The 23196-nt window shown below is 52.2% G+C and carries 18 protein-coding genes; 11 read left to right on the top strand and 7 right to left on the bottom strand.

Features of this window, described 5'->3' with window-relative positions; translation table 11 throughout:
• Window positions 1-72 precede the first annotated feature (72 nt).
• The gene (locus ACFOET_RS18755; protein WP_379025539.1) at window positions 73-414 is read right to left on the bottom strand and encodes a single-stranded DNA-binding protein; all 342 of its coding nucleotides are present in this window, start codon (window positions 412-414) and stop codon (window positions 73-75) included.
• Window positions 415-720: 306 nt separating this feature from the next.
• Between ACFOET_RS18755 and ACFOET_RS18750 the strand changes: the two genes are divergently transcribed.
• The 10 genes from ACFOET_RS18750 (at window position 721) to ACFOET_RS18705 (ending at window position 13604) form a co-directional block, all read left to right on the top strand.
• Complete coding sequence (locus tag ACFOET_RS18750; protein WP_379025537.1) at window positions 721-1884, top strand: DNA polymerase III subunit; 1164 nt, start codon at window positions 721-723, stop codon at window positions 1882-1884.
• A gap of 64 nt (window positions 1885-1948) precedes the next feature.
• Complete coding sequence (locus ACFOET_RS18745; protein WP_379025535.1) at window positions 1949-3208, top strand: PSP1 domain-containing protein; 1260 nt, start codon at window positions 1949-1951, stop codon at window positions 3206-3208.
• 7 nt (window positions 3209-3215) lie between these two features.
• Window positions 3216-3689 carry a gliding motility lipoprotein GldH gene (locus ACFOET_RS18740; RefSeq protein WP_379025533.1) on the top strand — a complete coding sequence of 158 codons (474 nt, stop codon included), beginning with the start codon at window positions 3216-3218 and terminating at the stop codon, window positions 3687-3689.
• Window positions 3690-3706: 17 nt separating this feature from the next.
• Window positions 3707-3898: a hypothetical protein gene (locus ACFOET_RS18735; protein WP_379025531.1), complete on the top strand. Its 192-nt coding sequence runs from the start codon at window positions 3707-3709 to the stop codon at window positions 3896-3898.
• A gap of 194 nt (window positions 3899-4092) precedes the next feature.
• Complete coding sequence (locus ACFOET_RS18730) at window positions 4093-6138, top strand: SusC/RagA family TonB-linked outer membrane protein (protein ID WP_379025529.1); 2046 nt, start codon at window positions 4093-4095, stop codon at window positions 6136-6138.
• Entirely contained in the window at window positions 6021-7106 is a 1086-nt protein-coding gene (locus ACFOET_RS18725; protein WP_379025603.1) for a TonB-dependent receptor domain-containing protein, read from the top strand. Before ACFOET_RS18730 ends, ACFOET_RS18725 begins: the two co-directional genes overlap by 118 nt.
• Before the next feature lie 12 nt (window positions 7107-7118).
• Entirely contained in the window at window positions 7119-8669 is a 1551-nt protein-coding gene (locus ACFOET_RS18720; protein WP_379025527.1) for a RagB/SusD family nutrient uptake outer membrane protein, read from the top strand.
• Between the two features lie 179 nt (window positions 8670-8848).
• Complete coding sequence (locus tag ACFOET_RS18715; protein ID WP_379025525.1) at window positions 8849-9229, top strand: PadR family transcriptional regulator; 381 nt, start codon at window positions 8849-8851, stop codon at window positions 9227-9229.
• 69 nt (window positions 9230-9298) lie between these two features.
• Window positions 9299-10969 carry a PspC domain-containing protein gene (locus ACFOET_RS18710; RefSeq protein WP_379025523.1) on the top strand — a complete coding sequence of 557 codons (1671 nt, stop codon included), beginning with the start codon at window positions 9299-9301 and terminating at the stop codon, window positions 10967-10969.
• Between the two features lie 199 nt (window positions 10970-11168).
• Complete coding sequence (locus tag ACFOET_RS18705; protein WP_379025521.1) at window positions 11169-13604, top strand: TonB-dependent receptor domain-containing protein; 2436 nt, start codon at window positions 11169-11171, stop codon at window positions 13602-13604.
• 60 nt (window positions 13605-13664) lie between these two features.
• Here the strand turns inward: ACFOET_RS18705 and ACFOET_RS18700 are convergent, their stop codons facing one another.
• The 3 genes from ACFOET_RS18700 to ACFOET_RS18690 form a co-directional block, all read right to left on the bottom strand.
• Window positions 13665-13844, bottom strand: a complete 180-nt coding sequence (locus ACFOET_RS18700; protein WP_379025519.1) for a hypothetical protein — start codon at window positions 13842-13844, stop codon at window positions 13665-13667.
• Between the two features lie 62 nt (window positions 13845-13906).
• Window positions 13907-16582: a carboxypeptidase-like regulatory domain-containing protein gene (locus ACFOET_RS18695; RefSeq protein ID WP_379025517.1), complete on the bottom strand. Its 2676-nt coding sequence runs from the start codon at window positions 16580-16582 to the stop codon at window positions 13907-13909.
• 174 nt (window positions 16583-16756) lie between these two features.
• A complete protein-coding gene (locus tag ACFOET_RS18690) occupies window positions 16757-17665 on the bottom strand; it encodes a GLPGLI family protein (RefSeq protein WP_379025515.1) in 909 nt (302 codons plus the stop codon).
• A gap of 187 nt (window positions 17666-17852) precedes the next feature.
• Between ACFOET_RS18690 and ACFOET_RS18685 the strand changes: the two genes are divergently transcribed.
• Window positions 17853-18038, top strand: coding sequence for a hypothetical protein (locus tag ACFOET_RS18685; RefSeq protein ID WP_379025513.1), 186 nt, complete (start codon window positions 17853-17855; stop codon window positions 18036-18038).
• A gap of 16 nt (window positions 18039-18054) precedes the next feature.
• On the opposite strand, the gene ACFOET_RS18680 is transcribed toward ACFOET_RS18685, so the two are convergent.
• The 3 genes from ACFOET_RS18680 to ACFOET_RS18670 all read right to left on the bottom strand — a co-directional run bounded on the left by ACFOET_RS18680 (window position 18055) and on the right by ACFOET_RS18670 (window position 23162).
• Window positions 18055-18861, bottom strand: a complete 807-nt coding sequence (locus ACFOET_RS18680; protein ID WP_379025511.1) for a murein L,D-transpeptidase catalytic domain family protein — start codon at window positions 18859-18861, stop codon at window positions 18055-18057.
• Window positions 18862-18949: 88 nt separating this feature from the next.
• Entirely contained in the window at window positions 18950-19984 is a 1035-nt protein-coding gene (locus tag ACFOET_RS18675; protein WP_379025509.1) for a L,D-transpeptidase, read from the bottom strand.
• Window positions 19985-20057: 73 nt separating this feature from the next.
• Window positions 20058-23162, bottom strand: coding sequence for an efflux RND transporter permease subunit (locus ACFOET_RS18670; RefSeq protein ID WP_379025507.1), 3105 nt, complete (start codon window positions 23160-23162; stop codon window positions 20058-20060).
• Between the last annotated feature and the right edge of the window lie 34 nt (window positions 23163-23196).

Below are 23196 nucleotides of genomic sequence, written 5' to 3'. Positions count from 1 at the left end.
AAAAATGCGGATGTCTTAACGCACCGGGAGGCTGAACACAATCTGGCGTCAAGACATCCGCGGCCCGCGGTGTTACTCCGGTTTACGGTTGAGTTGAAGCACCTCGCTTACAGTGATTTCGGTGATGTGGCGGGTCACACCGTCCTTATCGACGTACTGGCGGTTCACCAGTTTGCCCTCAATGGCAATCTCTGAGCCTTTGGTAAGGCTTTTTTGTGCAAAGGCTGCTTGCCTCCCCCAGAATACCAGATTATGCCACTGCGTGTCAGTGACCCACTCCCCCTGCCCGTTGCGGTACCGTTCATTGGTCGCTATGGATACCCGGGCGAGGCTCTTGTTGTTGTTGAATGTTTTCACTTCGGGGTCGCTGCCGAGAAAGCCGGTCAACCGTACGCTGTTTTTTAAGGTGTTCATGATACTTAAAATTTAAAAAAGTAAAACAAGTAGTTAACGAACGATGGCGTTTCCGAACCATCGACAGGGCAAAAGTGGCGCTGCCCGGGAAAAATAACCGGATGATATACGGATATATCCGTTTATAAACGTTTTTAAACGGATAAAACCGGCTTTAATGATGGTATGGGTGTGTATACGCCCAAACAACGGATCGATGACGTGCTTTTGGGTGCTTTTTAGTACCTTTGGAAATTGGACTGCGTTAATCGTTAAAGCGTCCAGCGGATAAATACAGAATTAATCGGAAGGAATCTTAACCGGAATATGTTATTTAACGAGATTATCGGGCAGCAGGAAGTCAAGCAGCAGCTCATCAACACCGTAGCTGAAAACCGCGTAAGCCATGCGCAGCTGTTTCTCGGGCCGGAGGGGAGCGGGAGCCTGGCGTTGGCGCTGGCGTATGCCCAGTACGTCAATTGCGAGAACAAGCAGCCCGAAGATAGCTGCGGTCAATGCGCGGCCTGCCGGAAATACAGCAAGCTGATTCATCCCGATCTGCATTTTTCTTATCCGTTTTTTGCCAAACACAAGGAGGATACCGCTGCCACTTACGCAGAAGAATGGCGCAAAGCCTTTTTGACCAATCCGTATCTTGGCCTTGAACACTGGCGCAGCCAGTTGGATGCTGAAAATAAGCAAGCCAACATCAATATTGCCGAGGCGCATCACATCATCAAAAAGCTTAGCCTGAAGGCCTTTGAAGCCGAGTACAAGGTGCTGATCATGTGGCTGCCGGAGTACCTCGATACCCAGGGAAACGCGTTGCTGAAGCTCATTGAGGAACCGCCTGAAAAGACATTGTTTTTGCTTGTGGCCGAGAATCAGGACAAGATACTGAATACCATCATCTCGCGCACCCAGCTGGTGAAGATCAATCGCATGAGCGATGCCGACGTGTCTAAATACCTGATGGATGCTCATCAGCTGGGCGCAAATCAAGCGGCCGAAATCGCGTTTATCAGTAATGGTAATATTCAGCAAGCTATCAACCTGCTGGGCGATGATACCAAGGGACATTTCGACCTGATGATCCGCTGGCTGCGCTTCTGCGTGACGGACGCCGGAGCCTCGTTGATCAAGGTTTGCGAAGAGGAACTGGCCAAGATGGGCCGCGAAAACCAGAAAAGCTTCCTGCTTTATGCCTTGAATATGATGAGGCAGATTTTGCTGTTGAAGGCCGGGATGGCTGCATTGGTCCACCTGCCCGGTACGGAATTGGATTTTGCAAAAAAGTTCAGCAATCACTACCCGCTGGGGCAGATCGAACGCGCCATTGGGTTGTTTGAGGAGGCACACTACCACATTGAGCGTAATGCAAACCCCAAAATATTATTTTTAGACTTATCTTTGCAATTAGTTTTACTATATAAATATCAAACGTTCCGCCAATTGGCGGACTCAACATATATCGATCACTATGGGATGTAGCACTTGCTCATCCGGCGGCGGGTGTGGCAGCACACCGGCAGGTTGCCAAAATAATGGCGCCTGTATGACGAGCGGATGTAATAAATTGGATGTATACGATTGGCTGGCCGAAATGGACATGCCAACAAATTATAAACCCTTCAATATCGTGGAGGTGAGGTTTAAGGGATCGCGGAAGGAATTTTATGTCAACCACGACAACCTGTACCTTGAAATGGGCGAAATGGTTGTCGTAGAACCGAACACAGGAGGTTATGACATTGGCCACGTGTCCATTACGGGCGAGCTGGTACGGCTGCAGCTGAAGAAAAACAACGTAGACCCGGCCACCGTCACGAAAAAGATATACCGCAAGGTAACGGATGCCGATATCAAAAAATGGCAGGCAGCCAAAGACCTGGAATGGGAGACCATGCACCGTGCGCGCAAATTGGCGCTCGACCTGGGCCTGTCTATGAAAATCAGCGATGTGGATTATCAGGGCGACAAATCCAAGGCGACCTTTTATTACACGGCAGAGGGGAGGGTAGATTTCAGGGAACTCATCAAGCGCATGGCCGAGGCATTCCGGATCCGGATTGAGATGCGTCAAATCGGCATGCGCCAGGAAGCGAGCAGGCTCGGCGGCATCGGATCCTGCGGCAGGGAACTCTGCTGCTCTACCTGGCTGACCGATTTCAAGACCGTGTCGACTTCGGCAGCGCGCTACCAAAATCTGTCACTGAACACGCTGAAGCTGGCCGGGCAATGCGGTAAACTGAAATGCTGCCTCAACTATGAGCTGGATAGCTATATGGATGCGCTGAAAGATATCCCCAATAACATTGAACGGATAGAGACCCAACGCGGGGTGGCATTCTTGCAAAAAACCGACATTTTCAAGAAATTGATGTGGTTTACCTATCCCGGAGAGGAAAATTGGATACCGCTCACTACGGAAAGGGTAAAAGAGATCCACCAGCTGAACAAAGAAGGGGTAAAACCGGAGGAGATTGGCGCCGTAATGATAGAAACCGTAGAAGAAAAGCCGGTGAACTACGACTACGAAAACGTGGTGGGACAGGATAGCCTTACCCGTTTGGACGACCGGAACAAAAAGAAAAAACGCCCAAGCAAAAACAAGAAAAAGCCTGAAGCAAAGAAAACATCGCCAAGGCAATCTCCGGACAAGTCTCCGGCCCAGGAAAATACCGGGCGGCCCGCGCAGCCGAAGGGTAACAAGCCCGCTGAAGCGAGTGCATCGCCCAAGAAACGCTCACGCAATAACAGAAGGAAAGGGAAACCGGGAGGTCAGCAACAACAGCAAACCGGCCAAGCTGATTAGACGATCGATGCGCCCCTATTTAACCATATCGATGTGTTTTTTGGGCTTTGTGATGTTTGTCGCATCCTGCACGGACACGGCCGTTGTGGATCAGAATGTAGCGATACCCGATCACAAGTGGTCCTATGACAATCAGCCATTAATAACAGCACACATCACCGATACAACAGTGTATTATGATATCTACCTCAACTTGAGGCATACACCTGATTATAGGTATGCTAATATCTTCATATTATTGCACCAGGGCTATCCCGATGGAACGGATACCACGGAGCGGTTTGAATTGCAGCTGGCGGCGCCCGACGGCCGCTGGCTCGGCAGGGGCTCGGGAAGCGTTTATGCCCACCAACAGTTGATCAAGGAATCTGTCAGATTTCCCGACACGGGTAACTATGTATTCGCGATTGAACAAAACATGCGTGAAAACCCACTCGGTGAAATTACCGATGCAGGGATACGCATAGCCCCCGCAGAGTAATAACAAACGCATATGCCATGAATAAGTTGCAACAGATCATACTCCATCCTTTTTTCAGCTATTTATATCTTTTTGTCGTGGTGTTCGGTATCATCTGTCTACTGGTATTGCCTCAAGGACATCCGCTAATTACTTGTGCGGTTTCGATGGGGTTGGCAATGTTTGTACTGCATCGGTACCGGCGTTACTTGCTCAGAAAGCGGAAATGACCCACCTTTGAAATTTACCTTTCCAAAACAATACTTCACTTCAGTTGTTTCGTGTATATGCTATGGGAGCGCCACGTGCTCACGTAGCCTATTCCAATTATGAATGATAAACAATACCAGTGTGCTAGGCCAATTAGTTAAATAAGCCACTTAGTTAAATGAGCCAATTAGTTAAACAAAACACACAATAAATTATGAGCAGATTTCCATTAATTATTCGACAATCGGGTGTCGGCATGACCCTGCTATGGCTGGCGTTTTTGTGTCCGGCTATTGCACACGCCCAAACGGGCGGTATTCAAGGGAGAGTTGTAGACGAAAACGGCGATCCCCTTGGCGGGGCTTCCGTGGTAATCAAAGAGCTTAACAGGCAGGCGGGTACCAATGCGGAGGGTCTCTATTCGTTTACGAACGTTTCTTACGGAACATACACCCTGTCCGTATCGTTCATTGGATACCAGACCGCTGAGCGCCAGGTGACGTTAGCAAGCGCTGAGCAGCTGGTTGAGTTCAATTTGGTATCAGGCGGTGAAAGCCTGGATGAGGTGGTGGTCATCGGCTATGGTACGGCACGGAAACGGGACCTGACCGGGTCAGTCGCGTCCGTGCAGGCAAAGGACTTCAACAGAGGTGTTATCGTGGCCCCGGACCAGCTGATACAGGGCCGGACCGCGGGCGTAATGATGATCAACAATACAGGGCAGCCGGGTGGGTCGACCACTGTGCGGATCCGTGGCAACTCCTCTATCCGAGCTGGTAATAATCCATTATTTGTGGTAGACGGTGTCCCCCTCTCGGGCACATCGGCCCGCCCCGGCGGCCAGGGAGGGTATGGTTCGGATAGCGGAAATCCGCTCAACTACCTTAACCCCAATGATATTGCCAGTATGGACATCCTCAAAGATGCGTCTGCTACGGCGATATACGGCTCCCGGGGTGCCAATGGCGTGGTACTCATCACCACCAAGCGTGGCCAATCGGGCGCGCCGACACTGAATGTGATGGCTTCCACGGGCATTTCCAGCTTGCTGAAAAAGCCGGAAGTGCTGACCGCAGATGAATTCAGGCAGGCAGTTCAATTTTATGCACCCGATGATGTCAATGCGGATTTTGGCGGCAGCGTCGATGCATTTGATGCCATTACCCGGACAGCGGCTACGCAGAATTATGCCATGGACATTTCCGGTGGCTCCGAAGATGCTCGGTACCGGATTTCCGGTGGCTACCTTGATCAGAACGGAATCGTCGAAACCTCCCGCCTGAAGAAGTACACGGTCAGTTTGAGCAGCAATTTCCGTTTTTTGGAAAGCAAAAAGCTGGGTCTGGACTTCAATATTTTGGCCACGCAGACCGATGAGAACATCGCACCTATTAACGTGGGCGTGGGATTTGAAGGAAATGTGATTTCGCAGGCGCTGCAATGGAACCCCACCTTGCCGTTGTGGAATGAAGAAGGCGAGCGGGCTTACCAGTCGCCTTCACTCATCAATCCGGTGACTTCCCTGACCGCTTACAAGGATCGGGCGGTGGTCAACACCATCCTGACCAGCATTTCACCTTCCTATGAAATAACGGATTACCTCGAATACAGGCTGATGTACAGCCTGACACGTCAGACGGGCCGGAGGACAGGCCGGTTTATCGCCGGAATGATTAATCCGAGTAACGCCAACAACGGCTCCGCGTTCATCGGGAACGATTCGGAAACTAATCATCAGTTGACGCATACGTTGTCATTCAATAGGGAGATCGCCACATCATTAAACCTCAATACGGTGGTAGGCTATGAATATTTGAGCTTTGACACACGGTGGAACTCACAAAGCGGCAGTGGCTTTTCCGAACTGGGCGATCTGGACTATTACGACTACCTCGACTATTCCATAGCCAGTAACCGGATGATTGATTCGTACCGGAGCCCGACCAATGAACTGCAATCGTTCTTTGCCCGCGCATCCCTTAATTATGCAGACCGGTATATCTTTACCGGTACCGTCCGGCGCGATGGGTCCACAAAATTCGGCGAAAACAACAAGTACGCCAACTTCCCTTCGCTGGCGTTTGCATGGAACATCTCCAATGAAGCGTTTATGGAGATAATGAGTTGTTCGACCTCCTCAAGCTGCGGCTGGGATGGGGCAAGACCGGGAATCAGGAGTTCCCGTCGGGAGCTTCGAGGAATCGCTATGTCTTTGAAGCACAAGCCATCAGGCAGGCCAACTTCGGCAATCCTGATTTGAGGTGGGAGAGCTCGGCTACCATCAATGCGGGTATCGACTTCGCTTTCTTCCAAAACAGACTCTCTGGCTCCGTGGATTACTTCCGTAAGATGACCACCGACGCACTGTTTGAGCAGACACTCGCCCAGCCGGCACCAGCTGGCCGGATCTGGGTGAACCTCGATGGCGAGATCATCAATGAAGGCGTGGAACTGGCCCTGACAGGCAACATCGTCGGGAACGAAAATTGGAATTGGAACCTGTCTGCCAATGCCACTTACCTGGAGAACAGGGTAAGCGGTCTTCTGGGCTATTATGAAACGGCTGCCCTGCGCGGGCAAGGTTTTTCAGGAGTGTTGGGCCAACGGATGGTAAGTGGTCAGCCGCTCAATGTGTGGTACCTGGCGCAGTTTGAAGGCATCGACCCCACAACAGGCATGAGTATGTACCGGGGGCTCGACGGCACGGTAAGTACGTCGATAGATCCTGCGCTGAACAAGTTTTATGTCGGTAGCCCCAATCCGAAATACCTGCTGGGGATTTCCACGGATGTGACGTATAAGCGGTTTACGGCCACCATCAACACGCATGGCGCGTTTGGTCACTACCTGTTCAATAACACGATGGCGACCGTTCTTGGAGTGAATAACATGTCCAACCGGAACATCGCAAAAACCGTCTTTGACAGGGAGGCAGGCGAATCGACGTCCAACTCGGCGGCGCCGTCTACCCGATACCTGGAAAAAGGCGATTTCCTGAAGTTGTCCAACCTGACGCTAAGCTACAACGTAGGCAACATCGGCAGAGGTATCCGGAACCTGAACGTATCGCTCACTGGTCAGAACCTGCTGGTTTTTAAGGGGTATAATGGATTTGACCCTGAAGTGAATACCGACGGATCGACCGACGATATACCTTCACTCGGCATCGAATACCTCCCGTATCCGCCGGCGAGGACGTTTCTTTTGGGCCTTAACTTTTCATTATAAAATGCAGGAATCATGAAGACATTAAGAATATATCGTGTGGTGTTAATGGTAGTGATGGGACTGTCATTTTCTTGTACCGATCTGGATGAACAGCTCCGGAGTGAACTGGAGCAAGGGGTGACAAACGTGAATGCTGCTGATTTGTTGATCGGTGCGTATACCGCACTTAATACGCCATACCACCAGGATCAGCGTTGGGTACTTGAAGAGATTTCATCCGACGCGGCCATGGCTCCTACCCGGGGCGGCGACTGGGACGACAATGGAATTTACAGGGCTATCCACCAGCATACGTGGAATCCCGATAACTCATTCATGAATAATACGTTCAGAGACTTGCTGACGGCCCAGTTCCAGGCATCCAACGTGCTGCGGAGCAACCCCTCGGCGCGTCAGGCCGCCGAAGCACGCTTTCTCCGCGCACTGAGTATGTACGATGTGCTGAACCTTTGGGGCATAGTGCCCTTCCGAGAGAACCTGAATGACTTCCGCGAGCCGCCGGTTACCCTGCAAGCGCAGGAGGCCATTGAATTTATCGTCAGTGAATTGGAGGCGATCATGAACGACCTGCCCGATAGCGGCGCGGCCTATGTGGCCAACCAGCATGCGGCGAAGGTACTGCTCATGAAGCTTCATCTGAATAAAGGCGTGTTCCTGAACCGCGAAAACCCGGTGTTTGACGCAGCCGACATGAACCGGGTAATCTCGTTGGCGGGCGAAATCACGGCAAGCAATCGCTATCAAATTTCCCCATCAGGCAGATATTTCGACAATTTCGCGCCCAATAACGATGCGATCTCCACAGAAAATATCTTTACGCTGTATAACGAATTCGGCGTGAGGGGCGGTCCGGTAGATCGGACATGGAACACCGTGGCCCACTACAACATGGTGCCGGGCGGGTGGAATGGCTGGTGCACGCTTTCCGATTTTTATGACTTGTACGATGAGGGCGACGAACGGCTGGGAATCTACTATGAATACCCTGCCGATACCATGGACAACCCCGGCCGCCGGAGAAACGTCGGCTTCCTGGTTGGACAGCAGTATAACTTGGAAACCGACCAGCCGCTGATGGCCAGAAACCCGTCTAGCCAACCACTGGTGTTTACGCCAGGGGTAACCCTCCGCACTTCGGGCAGTACCCTGGAAACTGCCGGGATCCGCGTGATGAAATATGCATTTGATTACAGTGTGCCGTCGGGGCAGCGCAACAACGATTGGGTGGTATTCCGGTACGCCGATGTGCTGTTGATGCAAGCGGAAGCAATCTTGCGCGGCGGAACAGGCACTCCGGCACAAGCGCTGGCACTCGTAAACAGCATACGATTCAACCGCGGCGCATCATCCCTGGCTGAGCTGACCTTGGACGACCTGATCGATGAGCGCGGACGCGAGCTGTACTGGGAGGGCTGGAGAAGGCAAGACCTGATACGTTTCGGAAAGTTTCTTGACCCCTGGCAGGAAAAGCCTGCCGACCCCGGGCCGCATACATTGGTGTACCCGATTCCAAGCCAGCAAATAGCGGTGAACCCCAACCTCACCCAAAATCCGGGCTACTGAATACGGCGTTAACGAGCACGCAACAAGGCCGACATACAAGCCGCCTCACCCTGCTGAGGCGGCTTTTTTGATGTAGCTAACCGATCTATTAAATTTTTTATTGCTGAAAACCAGTGCATTATGATTTTATACACTACTATGTATTGCATAGTACAAACCAAAACATATATCTTTGTATTATGATAGTAGATAACACGCAAACCCAAATGAGGAAGGGGATATTGGAATACTGTATCCTTTCTATCATCTCGCGGGGCGAGATATATGCCTCAGACATCATCGGCGAGCTGAAAAAAGCACGTCTGTTGGTGGTAGAGGGTACTTTATATCCTTTACTTACCCGGCTCAAGAACAATGGACTGTTGAGTTATAGTTGGAAGGAATCGACGTCGGGTCCACCACGTAAGTATTACCAGATAACGCCGGCCGGCTTGGAAGTGCTTAATCGGTTGGACAGCACATGGGAGGAGCTGGTTTTTGCAGTGCAGACGTCTATGGAAGGGCGCGCGAGGCCGGACGCATCAACCACCAGACCAGACATGACAGACAATAGACAATAGACGGCAGACGGGGGACAACAGACAATAGACAATAGACATCAGACAAACGAATAAAAAAAACCACAAGACATGAACAGGACAATCATCATTAACATAAACGGCATCGTGTTTCACATCGAAGAGGATGCCTATGAAGTGCTCCGCTCATACATGATCGATGTGAAGAAACACTTCGGGCATACCGCTGACAGCCATGAGATCGTGGGTGATATTGAAAACCGGATCGCGGAAATGTTCAACGAACGGATTGTACAGGGCAAAAAGGAAGTGATCACCATGCAGGACGTCAACGACGTCATTGCACAGATGGGCAGGGTGAGCGACTTTGAGACCGGCGAACAACAGGAGGCCTACGACGATGCGGCGTACGAAATGCCACCGGTAAGTGGGCAGCGTAAGCTCATGCGCGATCCGGACGACAAGGTGTTCGGAGGTGTGTGCAGCGGTTTGGGCCACTACTTTGGTATTGAAGCCCGGTGGATACGGCTCATCCTTGTGCTCCTACTCATCTTTGGCGGCACGGGCCTTCTGCTGTACATCATCCTCTGGATCGTCATGCCAATTGCGCGCACTCGCGCCGACCGCATGGCTATGCGGGGAGAGACGCCTAACCTTCATAATTTCAAGCGCAGCTTTCAGGAGGAGATGGAGGGCCTCCGGTCAAATTTTACCGGCGCCGAGGAGGGGCTTAAAAGAGGCTTCAACTCGGCAGGAAACTTTCTGGTAAAGGCGTTCGTCTTGCTTGCGAAAGTCATCGGCGTATTTTTCATCGTCGGATTATGTGGCGGCCTGATCGTATTGGTCATCAGCATCGTGGCCTCCTTTGGCTTCTTGGGGCCGGACCCGGAACTGGCCATGTTCCCCCTCAACGTGATCGAGCCACAGCTCCGGACGCCGATGCTGGTGAGCGCGTTGGTTGTCGCCATCATTCCGTTCATAGCGTTGGTCGCATTGATCATCCGCATCTTGTTCAACCGCAGTGCGATGGGCCGCTATACGGGATTCACATTATTGGCAGTCTGGTTGATTGCGGTGGGCTTCACCACGGTATACGGTGCGCGTACGGCCAGCGATTTCAGGGAGGAAAGCACGGTGGTGGAAGAGATACCACTGGAAATGCAACCCGTTTATCACCTGTCAAAAAATGATCTGACGGTCATCCGGCTTCAAAGCGACTCGACGGAGCGCTTGTCGCGCATCAAGCGACGCGCCGTAATCCGAAATCGGAATATCCTGGAATCACAGAGCCGCATGCGCATGCGCATTGTCCGGGTAGATTCAACGCAGGGTCCGTCGTTGGTGGCTGCATATTCGGCTCATGGTGCTACCTACGAACGTGCTGCGGAGCGCGCTGGCAAAATCGACTACCAATTCGAACAGCAGGGTGGCCGGCTGATTTTTGACAGCCACTTCGGTATCGCCGAGCAGGATTTAATGCGCAACCAGCGGTTATACCTTACGCTCAATATTCCCGTGGGTGCAAGGCTGCTCATTGACCGGGATCTGCAGCGCCATATATCGGACCTGCCATTTAACCAATGCGAAGAGAACTTCGAGCATGCGGACGGGCACAGGCCGGATAAAACAGCGTGGATCATGACGGTGGCCGGTTTGAAATGTGCCATTGCCCCGCCGGTGCAGGATAACCCCGAAGCTGATGATACCATGCCGGAGGACGGCCAGGTGGATACCATCGCTACGGTTGCCGACACGGCCGCCATGCCGCCCAGGGGGAATTAGTGGTTGGGCGTGAGTAAATTTTTTTACGGTACGTGCAACTTTTGAACGCGGTAAGCGTCATATCTCAGACAACATATAAAAGCAACGCAGTGGGCATGCGGTAACTCCGCAGGCGCTAAAACAAACGAACACATAACGGATAGGTTAACAATGGGTTAAAAAGTGAAGGCTTTTTGATCATGTAATTCCCATGCCAAATATGAAATCTCTTTATACATCTTTATTAATTGCGCTGGGCACGCTGTGGGGCGCTACGGCGTATGCGCAGGAGGGCGCGATTACCGGTAAGGTGGTGGATGAACAGAACAAGCCGCTCGATTTAGCTACCGTGCACCTCTTGGACGCACGGGACTCATCCGTGGCGAAGACGGCCTTCGCCGACGGCGAAGGCAGGTTTACGTTTGCCAATGTACCGCAGGGTAGCTACTTCGTGTCAGCTGTGCTGGTTGGCCATCAGGATGCGACGAGCGCCGTGGTGCGGATCACAGCGTCAGAAAGCACACCGAAAGACCTGGGCACCCTGATGCTGCGGAATGCGAATACCGTACTGGCTGAAGTGGCAGTGACAGCGCCGCAGCGCCCGCTGGTAGAACGTAAGCCGGACATGCTGGTCGTAAATGTCGAAAATTCTACCCTGGCTGCTGGCAACACGGCCATGGATATCCTGGAGCGTTCGCCGGGTGTCACCGTGGATAAGGACGATAACATCAGCCTCATGGGCAAACAGGGGGTCACGGTAATGATAGACGGCAAACAAACCTACCTGTCAGCCGAACAACTGGCCAACTTGCTGCGCAGCACAGACGGAAATTCCATCAAATCAATCGAGCTGATCACCACCCCCTCTTCCAAATACGATGCCGCTGGCACGGCCGGTATGATCAATATCGTACTCAAGAAAAACCGGATGGCCGGCACCAACGGTACGTTAACAATGGGCACCGGTTATGGCGTGGGCCATAAGGCCAATACTTCCGTAAACCTCAACCATAAGGTCGGGCGCATCAATGCGTTCGGAAACTACAGTTACATGGACAACCGCGGCGGAAATGACATCGATATTTTCCGGTCCATTGTGCAGGGCGCCGACCATACGGACTTCCAGCAACATACGAATTTCGATAGGAGAAACCGCAGCCATAATTACCGGGCCGGCGTGGATTACAGCACGTCCGACCGGAATGTGCTGGGTGTGATGCTGAGCGGATACGCCAGCGGCAACGACAACGACAATTCAAGCAATACACTGATTGGACGGGCTATCGCTTCGCCCGACTCGAGCCTGACCACCTCGTCCATTTTCGATGGCAACCATGGGAGCTTCGCCGTCAACCTCAGCAATCAGTTTACCATCGACAGCAACGGGAGAAAACTGGTGGCCGACGTAGACGTATCCCGGTTTTCGAACCATAATACCGCTAACTACAACAACACCTTTTACCTGCCTTCCGGCGCACTGAAAGGTGAGCCGCTGCTTTCACGGAGCGACATGCCCACCATCATCGATATCCGCGTGGCTAAAGTGGATTATACCCACCCCTTCGGAAAAGGGCACAAACTGGAAACAGGCTTGAAATATAGCAATGTGGCCTCAGACAACGACATGCGGTTCGAAAACCAACAAAATGGCGCTTGGCTCAACGACGCGGGGCGCACCAACCATTTTCTGTACGAAGAGCAGGTGGCCGCTGCCTATGTCAATTACAGCACGCAGCTGGGCAAGTGGGGCGTTCAAGCCGGCCTGCGCAGTGAATATACCGTTTCTGATGGCAACTCGGTAACGATGGCCAACCGCATACAACGTGATTATATCGATTTCTTCCCAAGTGTGTTCGTCAACTACAACATTTCAGACAAGCATCAAACGGGGATTTCCTATAGCAAGCGCATCAACAGGCCGAATTATGGCAACCTTAACCCGTTCCAGTATTTCCTTGACCAATACACGTCGGAACAGGGCAATCCATACCTGAAACCGGAATATACCCATGCTGTTGATTTTTCGTACACGTTGATGCAGCGCTACCACCTGAGCACGGGTTATAGCCGTACAAACGATGTTATCGCTGAATCCATGAATCAAGATGCGGAAACGAAGCAGACGTGGGTGACGCGCGATAACCTTGCCAAACAGGAAATCTGGTTTGCCAACCTGAACGTACCGGTGAAAATTGCGAAATTCTGGAATACCAACACCAATCTAAATAGCTTTTACATGGGGTTTGAGGGACCGCTGAACGGACAGCTTCTTAAGCAAGGTCAGTTTGCATGGCGCGTCCGGAACAACCATACCGTCAACATTTTGGCTACGTTGACTGCTGAGGCTTCGGTCAACTACCAATCTTCGTTGATTTATAGTGTCTATCGTATCGGAGCACAGTGGTCGATAGACGCCGGGCTGAATAAATCACTCTATAACAAAAAAGCAAATCTCAAGCTATCGGTGAGTGATATATTTGATACCCGCATGCAAGACGTGCGGACACGCTTTGGCGGCCTGCATGCCGTCATTAATCAGAAAAATGAAACAAGGGTTGCGCGGCTTACCTTCACCTACAACTTTGGGAATATGAAAAACGGCTCCCGCCGTATAGACACCCAGAGTGAGGAAAAAAGTCGCATCAATATGCCTTAGTGTGTTTGGGCATATAAATTTGTGGTTCGCCACCGTCGATGTGAATCGGCGGTGGTTTTTTCATTCGGCGCGTTCGTCGTCTTCCGGATCGTTTTTTTCAGGAGTGTCTGCTTGCTCCTCAGCGTCGTCATACTGCTGAAGCTTGTCGAAGGCGGTGTGCGCAGCGCGATCGTTTTCGGACATCCCTCTCCCGTTTTGTTTTTCTCCGTCAGATGGGTGTTGTTTCTTGTTGCTCGTCATAACAGGTTGCCCTCCGCTATGCCAACAGGGGATAATGGAAAAAGTTTGGTTCTTCTGCAACGCTACAGGTTGAACACACACTTCAGAACGGCCATCCTGCCGCGCAACTGATAGCGGCGGTAACCGAATCGGTTGGCCGATAGGGAGTAAGTCTCATAAGCGGTGATGTTGGCCAGGTTGGTGATGTTGAGCTCCAGGTCGGTACGCCATTGTTGAACCCGGTGACGCAGGTTGGCATCGGCAAAGAGGTAGCTGATGTCTCGGAGGGTAGGTTGGCGGGTATATTGGTGCCTGCCGTTGACGCGCAGAAATGTATTGCGGAGGGGGGAATAGCTGATTCCGACTGACTGATCAACCATGCGCAGGCGCTGGTCATTTACCAGCCCGGTGGCCTCGCCGATGACGAGCTTGCTGGTGGTCCAGGTACCCGCACCGCTATAGGTGATGCTGACTTTGCCAAAAAGCCTTGCCTCTACGCCGGGCTCGACCATGAAGGCGATATTATTGAACGGCAGCAGCTCATCATTGAGCAACTGGTTAAAGCGCGAGGTACTCCAAGAGGCTTTGAGACTGGCCGTGGCGCCGAGCGCAAAAATAAACTTGCTGATGCCGCCGTTGGCACTGAAGCTGCTTATGTCATTCTCAAAGGGGAGCAGTACGGTGCGTTCAATGTTGTCAGTGGCGATACTGGCGGCAATGGTGTTGGCACCCGATCTGTTATAACTGATGCCGCCGTTTATGAAAAGCAGGCTGATAGCCCGCTGGAAATTGTAGCGGAGACCCACGGTATGGCCATGACGTCCCTGAAGGGCCGCGTCATTAGCCAGTAGGCTCCGGTAGTTGGCCAGTATGGCGCCACGGAATACCCCATTGATGTTGCCCATCTGGTTAGCAAACGCATAGTTGAGGGAGAGGTAGTCCTCTACGGTGGTCATCAATTTTACCCGCAGCAGGGGATTGAAGAGCAGGTGGGCCTGTTGTTCATCGAGGCTGAAGCGCTGGTCGCGGTATGCAATGCGCTGACCGGTAAGGGGAAGGGTGACAGCCGATTCCCATCGTCCTTTTTTATATTCAAAGGTGCCGTCGGCAAATAGCTGGTGCCGTTGCCAGCGCAGGTCGTTGTCGCTGCTGCCGGTGTATGGAAGCGCTGTGCCGTCCTGTTGTGTGAGGCGGAGTGCCGAACGGAGGTGCTGCCATTCGTTGACCATGCCTACGCGATACCGTTGTTTGACGGCCGTGTTGGCCAGGCGGTACGAAGTCGTAACCCGGTTGAACCAGGTGGGTATTTCTGTGGCTTGATGGATGCCGGTAAAGGGCATGCCCTGGTTCAGGATGTCCTCGTTGATGCCCGGGGCGATGGCCAGCTGCTGTGGCTGGTTGTAGTGATTGAGGTGCCAATACAGGTTGATGACATTGCTGTTCTTCAACGCGGGCGTATATTCCAGCGTATTGGAGAAATTGCGGACGCGGCTGCGCAGGCGCTGCGAGATGTTTATCTCGTTACTCATCAGGGCGGACGTGCCCATTTCGCCTGAATAGCCCACGTTGAGCACATTGTTGAAGTGGTACCGTTCTTCATTGGCCATGGCCGCGAAGCTCACATCGGTGAGGAAGGGATCGCGGCCGATGTCTTGCCGCTCGGTGTAACTTATGGTGTCGTCGGCGAGGTACAGCTCGGTAAAACTGTTGTAAGCGAGGTCGTTTCCGTCGATCATACCATTGATGTTCGTTTTGAGTTGGAGGCCATTTTTAAGGTTTACCAGGTTGTTTAGGTTGAGCGATCCGGAATTGTTGAGGTAGTAGCGCTGTTTGGGTAGTGGCGGGCTGCCTGCCGTGCCGGACGAAAGCAGGCCCCCGGGGCGCGAATTGCCGGCTGCCGAACGCATATCGGCAACGTTGAACCCTGTGAAATCCGCTGCCAGATCATCGCCTATGTTATTGCCCTTGGCTACGTTTAGCATCTTATACTTCTTGTTGAAGAGGATCGTGTTCAACTCGCCGTCGTACTGGTGCGGCAGGCCCGCCCCCAGCTTCGCCTGGCCGGTGAGCTTAAGACGGGCTTCATCCTTGATGACAAGGTTGAGTGCCACGCGGTCGCTCAGCGCCTTGTTTTGGAGGACCTTCAGTGGTTGGTGGTTTTGGAGCACCTCCAGCTTTTGCACCATGGCATGGGGAATGGTTTTCGTGCCTATGCTGTATTTGTCGTTGAGGAGGTCGTCGCCGTCGATGTATAAGTTGGAGATGTTTTGGCCGTTGTACTTGATCTGTCCACTTTCGCTCACCTCCATGCCCGGCATGCGGCGCAGCACATCCCCGATGCTGCGGTCTTCGGCCTTGGCAAAGGAGCCGACGTCATAGCTGAGCGTATCACCCCGCGCATCGATGCGGGGACGGCTTTTGACCTCAACTTCGGACAGGTCGATCGGCTTTTCTTTCATGGTAATGTCATAGCCGTTGCGGCCAGCCGTCAGCGGTATATCTACCTTGGCATAGCCCAGATGGTTGACCGACAGGCGGAGGCTGTCCGAAATGGCATTCGCAGGCAGCATAAAGTAAAACCGGCCCGCAGCGTCGCTGGCCCTGAAAGCTACGATACGGCCCTGTGGGTTGCGGAGGGTCACGCTGGCATGAGGCACCGGCTTGCCGGATTCCGTTTTCAGCGAGCCCTCCACCCGCTGTTGGGCCCAGGCTGCTGCTACGCTCAAGAGGCAGCAAAGGAAGCAGAAGAAGCGCATCATGTGAAAAGCCGATTGTTGCCGATGCCGGCTTTGGTGTTGTCCGTCAGTTCCGGTGGGTTGCTGTTTCTAAGGCGCCGGTCCTCGCGGCTTTTTCCAAGCATGACTTGTGCTTTGCTTGGGCATCGGCCTGCGAACCCAGACAGGCACCCGATGCCGGAATAGCCAGTCGTTTCATCATCGTGTTTCCGGTTCCAGTTCTAAAGGATTGTTTGTTTCGTGAGATACCTGCGTATCATCCTTCTTTACGTTAATGCTTTTAATGCGCGAAGGATCGATGGAGGAAAGCGTATTGCCCTGGCTGCCCGCGATCGAAAAGGCAGCGCCGCCCCCGCCGCTCGGTGCTCCGGCCCCGGACCGCGCATGGTGCGCGGCCTGGGGATTTTTCTTATACGCTTCTACCAATTTGTTCAGCGCCGTTTTATTGGAGGGAATCGCGTGCTCAGGTATGGCAACCATAGCTATGCCGTCTTCCAGTGTTTCAAAGCCGGCATATCGGAAGGCTACGTGGCCGCGGCTGTCAGCTGCTTCGAGCACCAACCCAGGCAGTCCATGAAGCTTCCACGGCCCGGCCTGGAACGGTACATCCGTGGTAAACCAAGCCGTATAGTGGCGGCCCCCGAACCAACCTGTGGCCTTTTGAGCCGTATAGCCACCAATGTCTTTGCTCTCATCGGCGATCTGCCAATCGATGGAGGGGTAGTCTTCCGTAACAAGGTACAGTTGGCCGGCCACGCGGTGCAGCAGCTTGAACGGGCGGTCAACCGGATGGCGGTAAAACGACTCCGGAGTGGTGCGGCCGCTGCCTGTGATGGTAAGGTTGCCATCGAACGCCGGATCTTCAAACTGCTTTTTGAGTTGCTGGTTTATCCGCTCGCCTGCAAAGGAGCCATATAATGAAGCATGCTGCCCGATGTAAAGGACCATTTCTTCTTTGTGAGGTTTATCAGGTTGCAGGGTGTCATTGATGTGCGTAAACTCATAAAGTACCCGGGCTAAAGCCGGTTCACCTTGCTGCTGCGCGTTAGCAGCGGTTATACCCAGGGAGGCGCTGAACAGTAGAAAACCCAAACATTTTATTTTCATAGTTCCGATTTTTTAATAATTCTACGAAATTATAGTAAATTAATTATCAAAGCAAATTTTTACGAAAATTTCGTAATAAAGCGTTTTTGTTTTGTCTTTTACCCGGGATGCGATCCCGACCCGAGTCGACGCTCAGGCACAGATATTGCAGTGATGTTGAACAGGTTTACATAAAAAAACGATCGATATGAACGTAAAGCGAATTTTTGGTACCCTCCTCACCATTCTGGGAATAGGTGGGCTGATCTATACCGGCGTAATGGCCGTGCAGGAGAGCGACCGGTTGCGCGAGATGATCGTGGTGGGCGTCATTGGTTTTATATTCTTTTTATCGGGTATTTCCCTGGTCCGCAATACAAGGGATAAGGAATAGCGCTACCCACCTCCGTCTAATTTACCGCTTGTCCGGATACCTGCGAACGTACCGGTGCTGTCCGTTCATGATGCGCGAGCACCGTATTGGTCGGTTTGGTGGCACTGTTCTTTAAGATGTTGCTGCTGGCCATGTATTCTTCGCTGCCGGCGTAAATATAAAGCAACGATCCGTTTTTGATGGTATTGATAATTGGTTTGTTGAGCTCCCGCGGTAATGCCGGGCAACCATAGCTTCTCCCCAACCTCCCCGTAGCACGGATCACGCGTTCGCTGCAATAATCCGCACCGTGGATAACGACGGCGCGTGCCATGGCTTGATCATTGATGCCCCGCTCCAAACCAGCCAGCCGAAGGGAATAGCCATTGCCTCCCTGGTATGTGGCGTCCGTCAGGTAAAATCCCAGCGAGCTTTGATGTGAACCATGCCTGTTGGAAAACTTGGTAGCATACTTTTCTCCGCTATTCCGCCCATGTGACACGATGGTATGGAACAGCAGCTTTTTGCGTTTCATATCCAGCACATACATCCTCTTTTCGGTAGAAGGCAACGTAAAATCAATTACCGTCAGGATGTCTTTATTTTTGGCTGGGATGGACGTATATCCGGCCATCGCCTGTTCGAATGCCTCGTAGTTGAGCACCGATTGGAGTTGTAGACTATCGTAGAGTTTCTGGGTTTCGGATTGTTCAGGCTGCGGGCGGATGGAGTCCAGTTGCTCCGCTTTTCCGATGTTGTTTTCCACTTCTGGCCGGGCCGGATATTGATGAAAGCCCAAGCCCGCCAGGACCGCGACCAACACCACCGTCAATAACTTATTCATACACACATTCCTTTGCTTCGGTTACAAAGGTAAGGATAATATGGGTAACAATGTGTTAAATAATGTCAAACGGCATTCCTAAGCCAACTCAATCAATTACAACAATTAACGTTTGCAGGGTTTTGGCCCAATCATAAATGAATTTTGAATGCGATGACGCGTTGCGTACGCACATGTGCGACCGTGGTACGGTGCCTAGGGTAGCGCTGTATTCGATGATCGGTGCTTCAGGATGATTGGTAGGTACGCCATGGATATATCCGCCGTTGTTGAAACGGCTGGCATAAGGTGCATAGCCCTTGATGATGCTGGTGCCGTCTTTTACGTAAAACATCTTGGCTTTTTTTTCTTGAAGCACAAATATTCCCAGCGGCGTTTCCATCGAATACGGGGGCTTATGTACCCCGGTTGTGGCGGGATTCATGCTCAATACCTGCCAGGAGTCCGCACCTGAACGTTCAATCGTGCAGATGTTTTGGTTGGTTACATCGATGACGACCACCTGGTCAAAACTTACGGTATCTCCCAGGGTCTTCACGTACCGTCTGGGCACTTCCCAGATCCCATCGAACGATATACCAGCGATCTTGACCATGGGAATCGTATCGCTGCTCAGCAGCTCCACCAGCGACCCGTCGCGGCCATATATCGCTGGCGTGTCGTGGTCGCCCTCGCGATACAGGGGGGCAGACTGGTAGCGCTCATTGCCTAACGTATCGGACACTCGCTTGTAGGCATTCCGTACGAAATTGGCAACAACCGGGGCTTCGCCGTTCCAGTTTTTGTAATTCTGTAATATCGCATAACGCTTTTTTTCCCGTTGGAAGTTCGCTACGTACGCTAATTTTTCCTTGATGGTGTCCCATTGGAATATACGGATGGTATCTTTATATGGATACTCGTCTTCCAAGGTATAGTTATCAAAAGCAAGGTTTTTGGTAAGCGTTATGTCTGCTGCGGTTCTTAATCGTTTCTGCGCTGCTTCCTCGGCTTTCCTTACCTGCTGAAGTGAATCTGCCCTGCGTTTCACGGCGTCACCATGTGGGTCGGCGGTCTTTTCTTTGCATGAGAAAAAAAACAGCGCAGTAAGCATGAAAGCCATTAAGTGTAACAATTGTCTCATATCGTTCAGTCAACACATCAATGGCCGATGTGTTCACCCAAAGATAAAAAACGTCTGCGTTCTTCTTGCTTCGCTACTGTGAGGCTGACGCCTTTTCTTCTTTTCGGTACATCCAATGAAATAACTGCGGCAACACGGTAAAGGAAAGCAGCATGCAGACCAGCAATCCCCCGACGATCATGATGGCGAGGGGTTTCTGTATTTCTGAGCCCATGCCGGTAGATAGCGCAGCCGGCAGCAGTCCCATCGATCCCATCAGCGCAATCATCACGATGGGGCGGATGCGGCTTTCAACACCCTGCCTGATGGCTTCCGGCAATGGCAGTTTTCTTCGCAGGTTATCTTTCATCACGGCAATCAATATAATGGCGTTAATGGTATTTACACCAAAGAGGATGATAAAGCCGATGCCTGCCGAAATGCCGAATACGGTACCGGTGGCCCACAGCGATAGAAAGCCGCCGATAAATGCAAATGGGATTGCGCCCACGGCAACCAGGGTGTCCCGGTAATTTCCGAAATTGAAATACAGCAGAAACAGGATTAGGATAAGCACCACCGGGACGACCACGGCAAGCTGGCGGGAGGCCCGCTCTTTGCTTTCAAACTCACCGGCCCATTCAATTTTATTGACTCTGGGAATATTTACCTCTTCAGCAACGCGCTGCTGCGCTTCGGCGATGGTGCTTCCCAGATCGCGGCCTTCGATGCTAAAGCCCACGCCGATGTAGCGGCTGCTGCCCTCGCGGTAAATAAACGCTGGCCCGGTATGGAATCCGATGGTCGAAATCTCACGCAGGGGGACGGATTTGCCATCCATCGTTGGGATCTGAATGTTGCCGATTTTGATGTCATCGTTACGGTAGGCCTGCTGGAAACGCAGGCGCACGTCAAATATCCGCTCATTTTCGTAGAATTGTGTGGCGGCCTGTCCGCCGATGGCCATGGCCACCACGGCCTGTGCATCGGCAGTGGCGACGGCATAGCGGGCCATTTTATGGTCATGGAGCTGGATGCGAAGCTCTGGTAGTCCGATATTTTCATAGACTTTCAGGTCGGTAATCCCCGGTACGGTTGCCAGCACACGTTCCACCTGGCCAGCGTAGTCTTCCAGCTGGTACAGGTCGTCGCCAAAGATTTTGACGACCAGTGAACTCTTTACGCCGGCCACATACTCCTCAACATTATCCTGGATCGGCTGGCTGAACCCGAAGTTGATGCCCGGATAGGTCTCCAACTGGGCACGCATCTCCGCGAGCAGGGCTTCTTTGCTGACCTTCCGCTTCCACTCCTTTTCGGGGAAAAGTTGGATATGGAATTCGATGTTGAAAAATCCCGTCGGGTCGGTGCCGTCATTTGGCCGACCGGTCTGGCTCATCACGAATTCCACCTCATCAAAGTTCCGCAGCTTCTGCCGCATCTCTTTTGCCAGCCGAACAGACTCATCCAGGTTGACGCTATTGGGCAGCGTGGCGCGAACGTAGATGGCGCCTTCATTGAGGCTGGGGATAAATTCGGAACCGTAGAAAACAAACCGTACCGCACAGAGCAGCAGCAGCAGAAAAAACCCCCAGAGCGTAGCTCTTCGGTAACGTTGGCTCCAACCGAACAGACGCGCCGCACCGTGGTGGAACGCCTTGGAGATGAAATTTTCCTTTTCTCGGATGTTTTTCCGGAGCAATAACTTGCACATAGCCGGCACGTAAGTGAGGCTGAGAATCAGTGAGCCCAACAGCGCATACCCCAGCGTAAAAGCCAGGGGAGAGAACATCTTGCCTTCCACTTTCTGAAACGAAAAGATAGGCAGCAGGGCCACGATGAGAATCAACTGTGCGAAAAAGACGTAGGTGGCCACGCTTGCTACGCTTTTCTTGATCACCCCCAGCTTAATCGAGTTGTTAAACTTTTGCATGCCCACCAATTCGGCGCGTTTGCGTAGGCCTACGAATACACTCTCCACAATAACCAGGGTGCCCTCTAGAAGTAGCCCGAAGTCCAGTGCGCCCATGGAGATCAGGTTGGCCGGCAGCCCCTGGATGCGCAGCATGATGATGGCAAACAGGAACGACAAGGGGATGACCGACGCGACAATCAGTGTTGTGCGCCAATTGAAGAGAAAGATAAACACGATGACCGACACGAGCACGATGCCTTCGATGAGGTTTTTGCTCACGGTGCTCACGGTGGCATCGACTAATTCGGTACGGTCAATGAATGGCTCGATTTTGACGTTGACCGGCAGAATGCGGTCGTTGAGTTCGGCTATCTTATTTTTCAACCGGCCAATGACATCACCGGGGTTTTCGCCCCTTAGCATAATTACGATGCCCTGCACAAGGTCATCGTCGTCCTGCAGGCCCACTTGACCAAGCCGGGGCTTGGCGGATACCTGCACGTTGGCCACATGTTTTACCAAGATGGGGGTACTTCCCTTCACGGTGATCAAAATGTTTTCGATGTCCTCCAGCTTGTCGAGCAGGCCGATGCCACGCACGACATAAGCCTGGTCTCCCCGTTGGATGACGTCGCCCCCGACGTTGATGTTGCTGTTGCTCACCGCTTCGTAAACATCAAGGGGCGAAAGATCATAGTTAACCAGTTCCGTGGGGTTGATCTTGATTTCGTAGATTTTTTCCTCACCGCCAAAGCTTACCACATCGGCCACACCAGGCACGGCTACCAGCTCCCGTTCGATAACCCAATCGTGTATGGCCGTGATTTCCTTGATGGGCAGATCACTTTTCACCACATAGCGGAAGATTTCGCCGGTGGCTCCTGAAGGGGGTTCGATCTCTGCCGATGTTCCTTCCGGAAGGTCTACGCCCTGTAAGCGGTTGGATGCATATTGCTGGGCATAGAAATCGTCTACACCGTCGTCAAAAATAATGGTTACTACAGATAGGCCGAACAGCGAGATGGAGCGCACTTCGGCTTTCCGCGGTATGGTGTTTACTTCTTTGGATATGGGCAGGGTGACAAACTTTTCCACTTCTTCTGCACTCCGCCCAGGCCACTGCGTGATGATGCGCGCACGGGTGTTGGTGACGTCAGGGTAGGCCTCAATCGGGGTGTGGACCAGGCAGTACAGGCCGACACCCAACAGCAAGGCCGTGAAGAAGAAAACGATAAACGTGTTTTTCAGTGAAAACGAAACAAGGCCCTGGACAAACTTCTTCATGCGTAGTAGTGGTTTTTATGCTTATACCTACCTG

Source organism: Parapedobacter deserti, from assembly GCF_042646065.1.
Classification (GTDB): domain Bacteria; phylum Bacteroidota; class Bacteroidia; order Sphingobacteriales; family Sphingobacteriaceae; genus Parapedobacter; species Parapedobacter deserti.
This window is presented reverse-complemented; position numbering and strand designations above follow the sequence as displayed.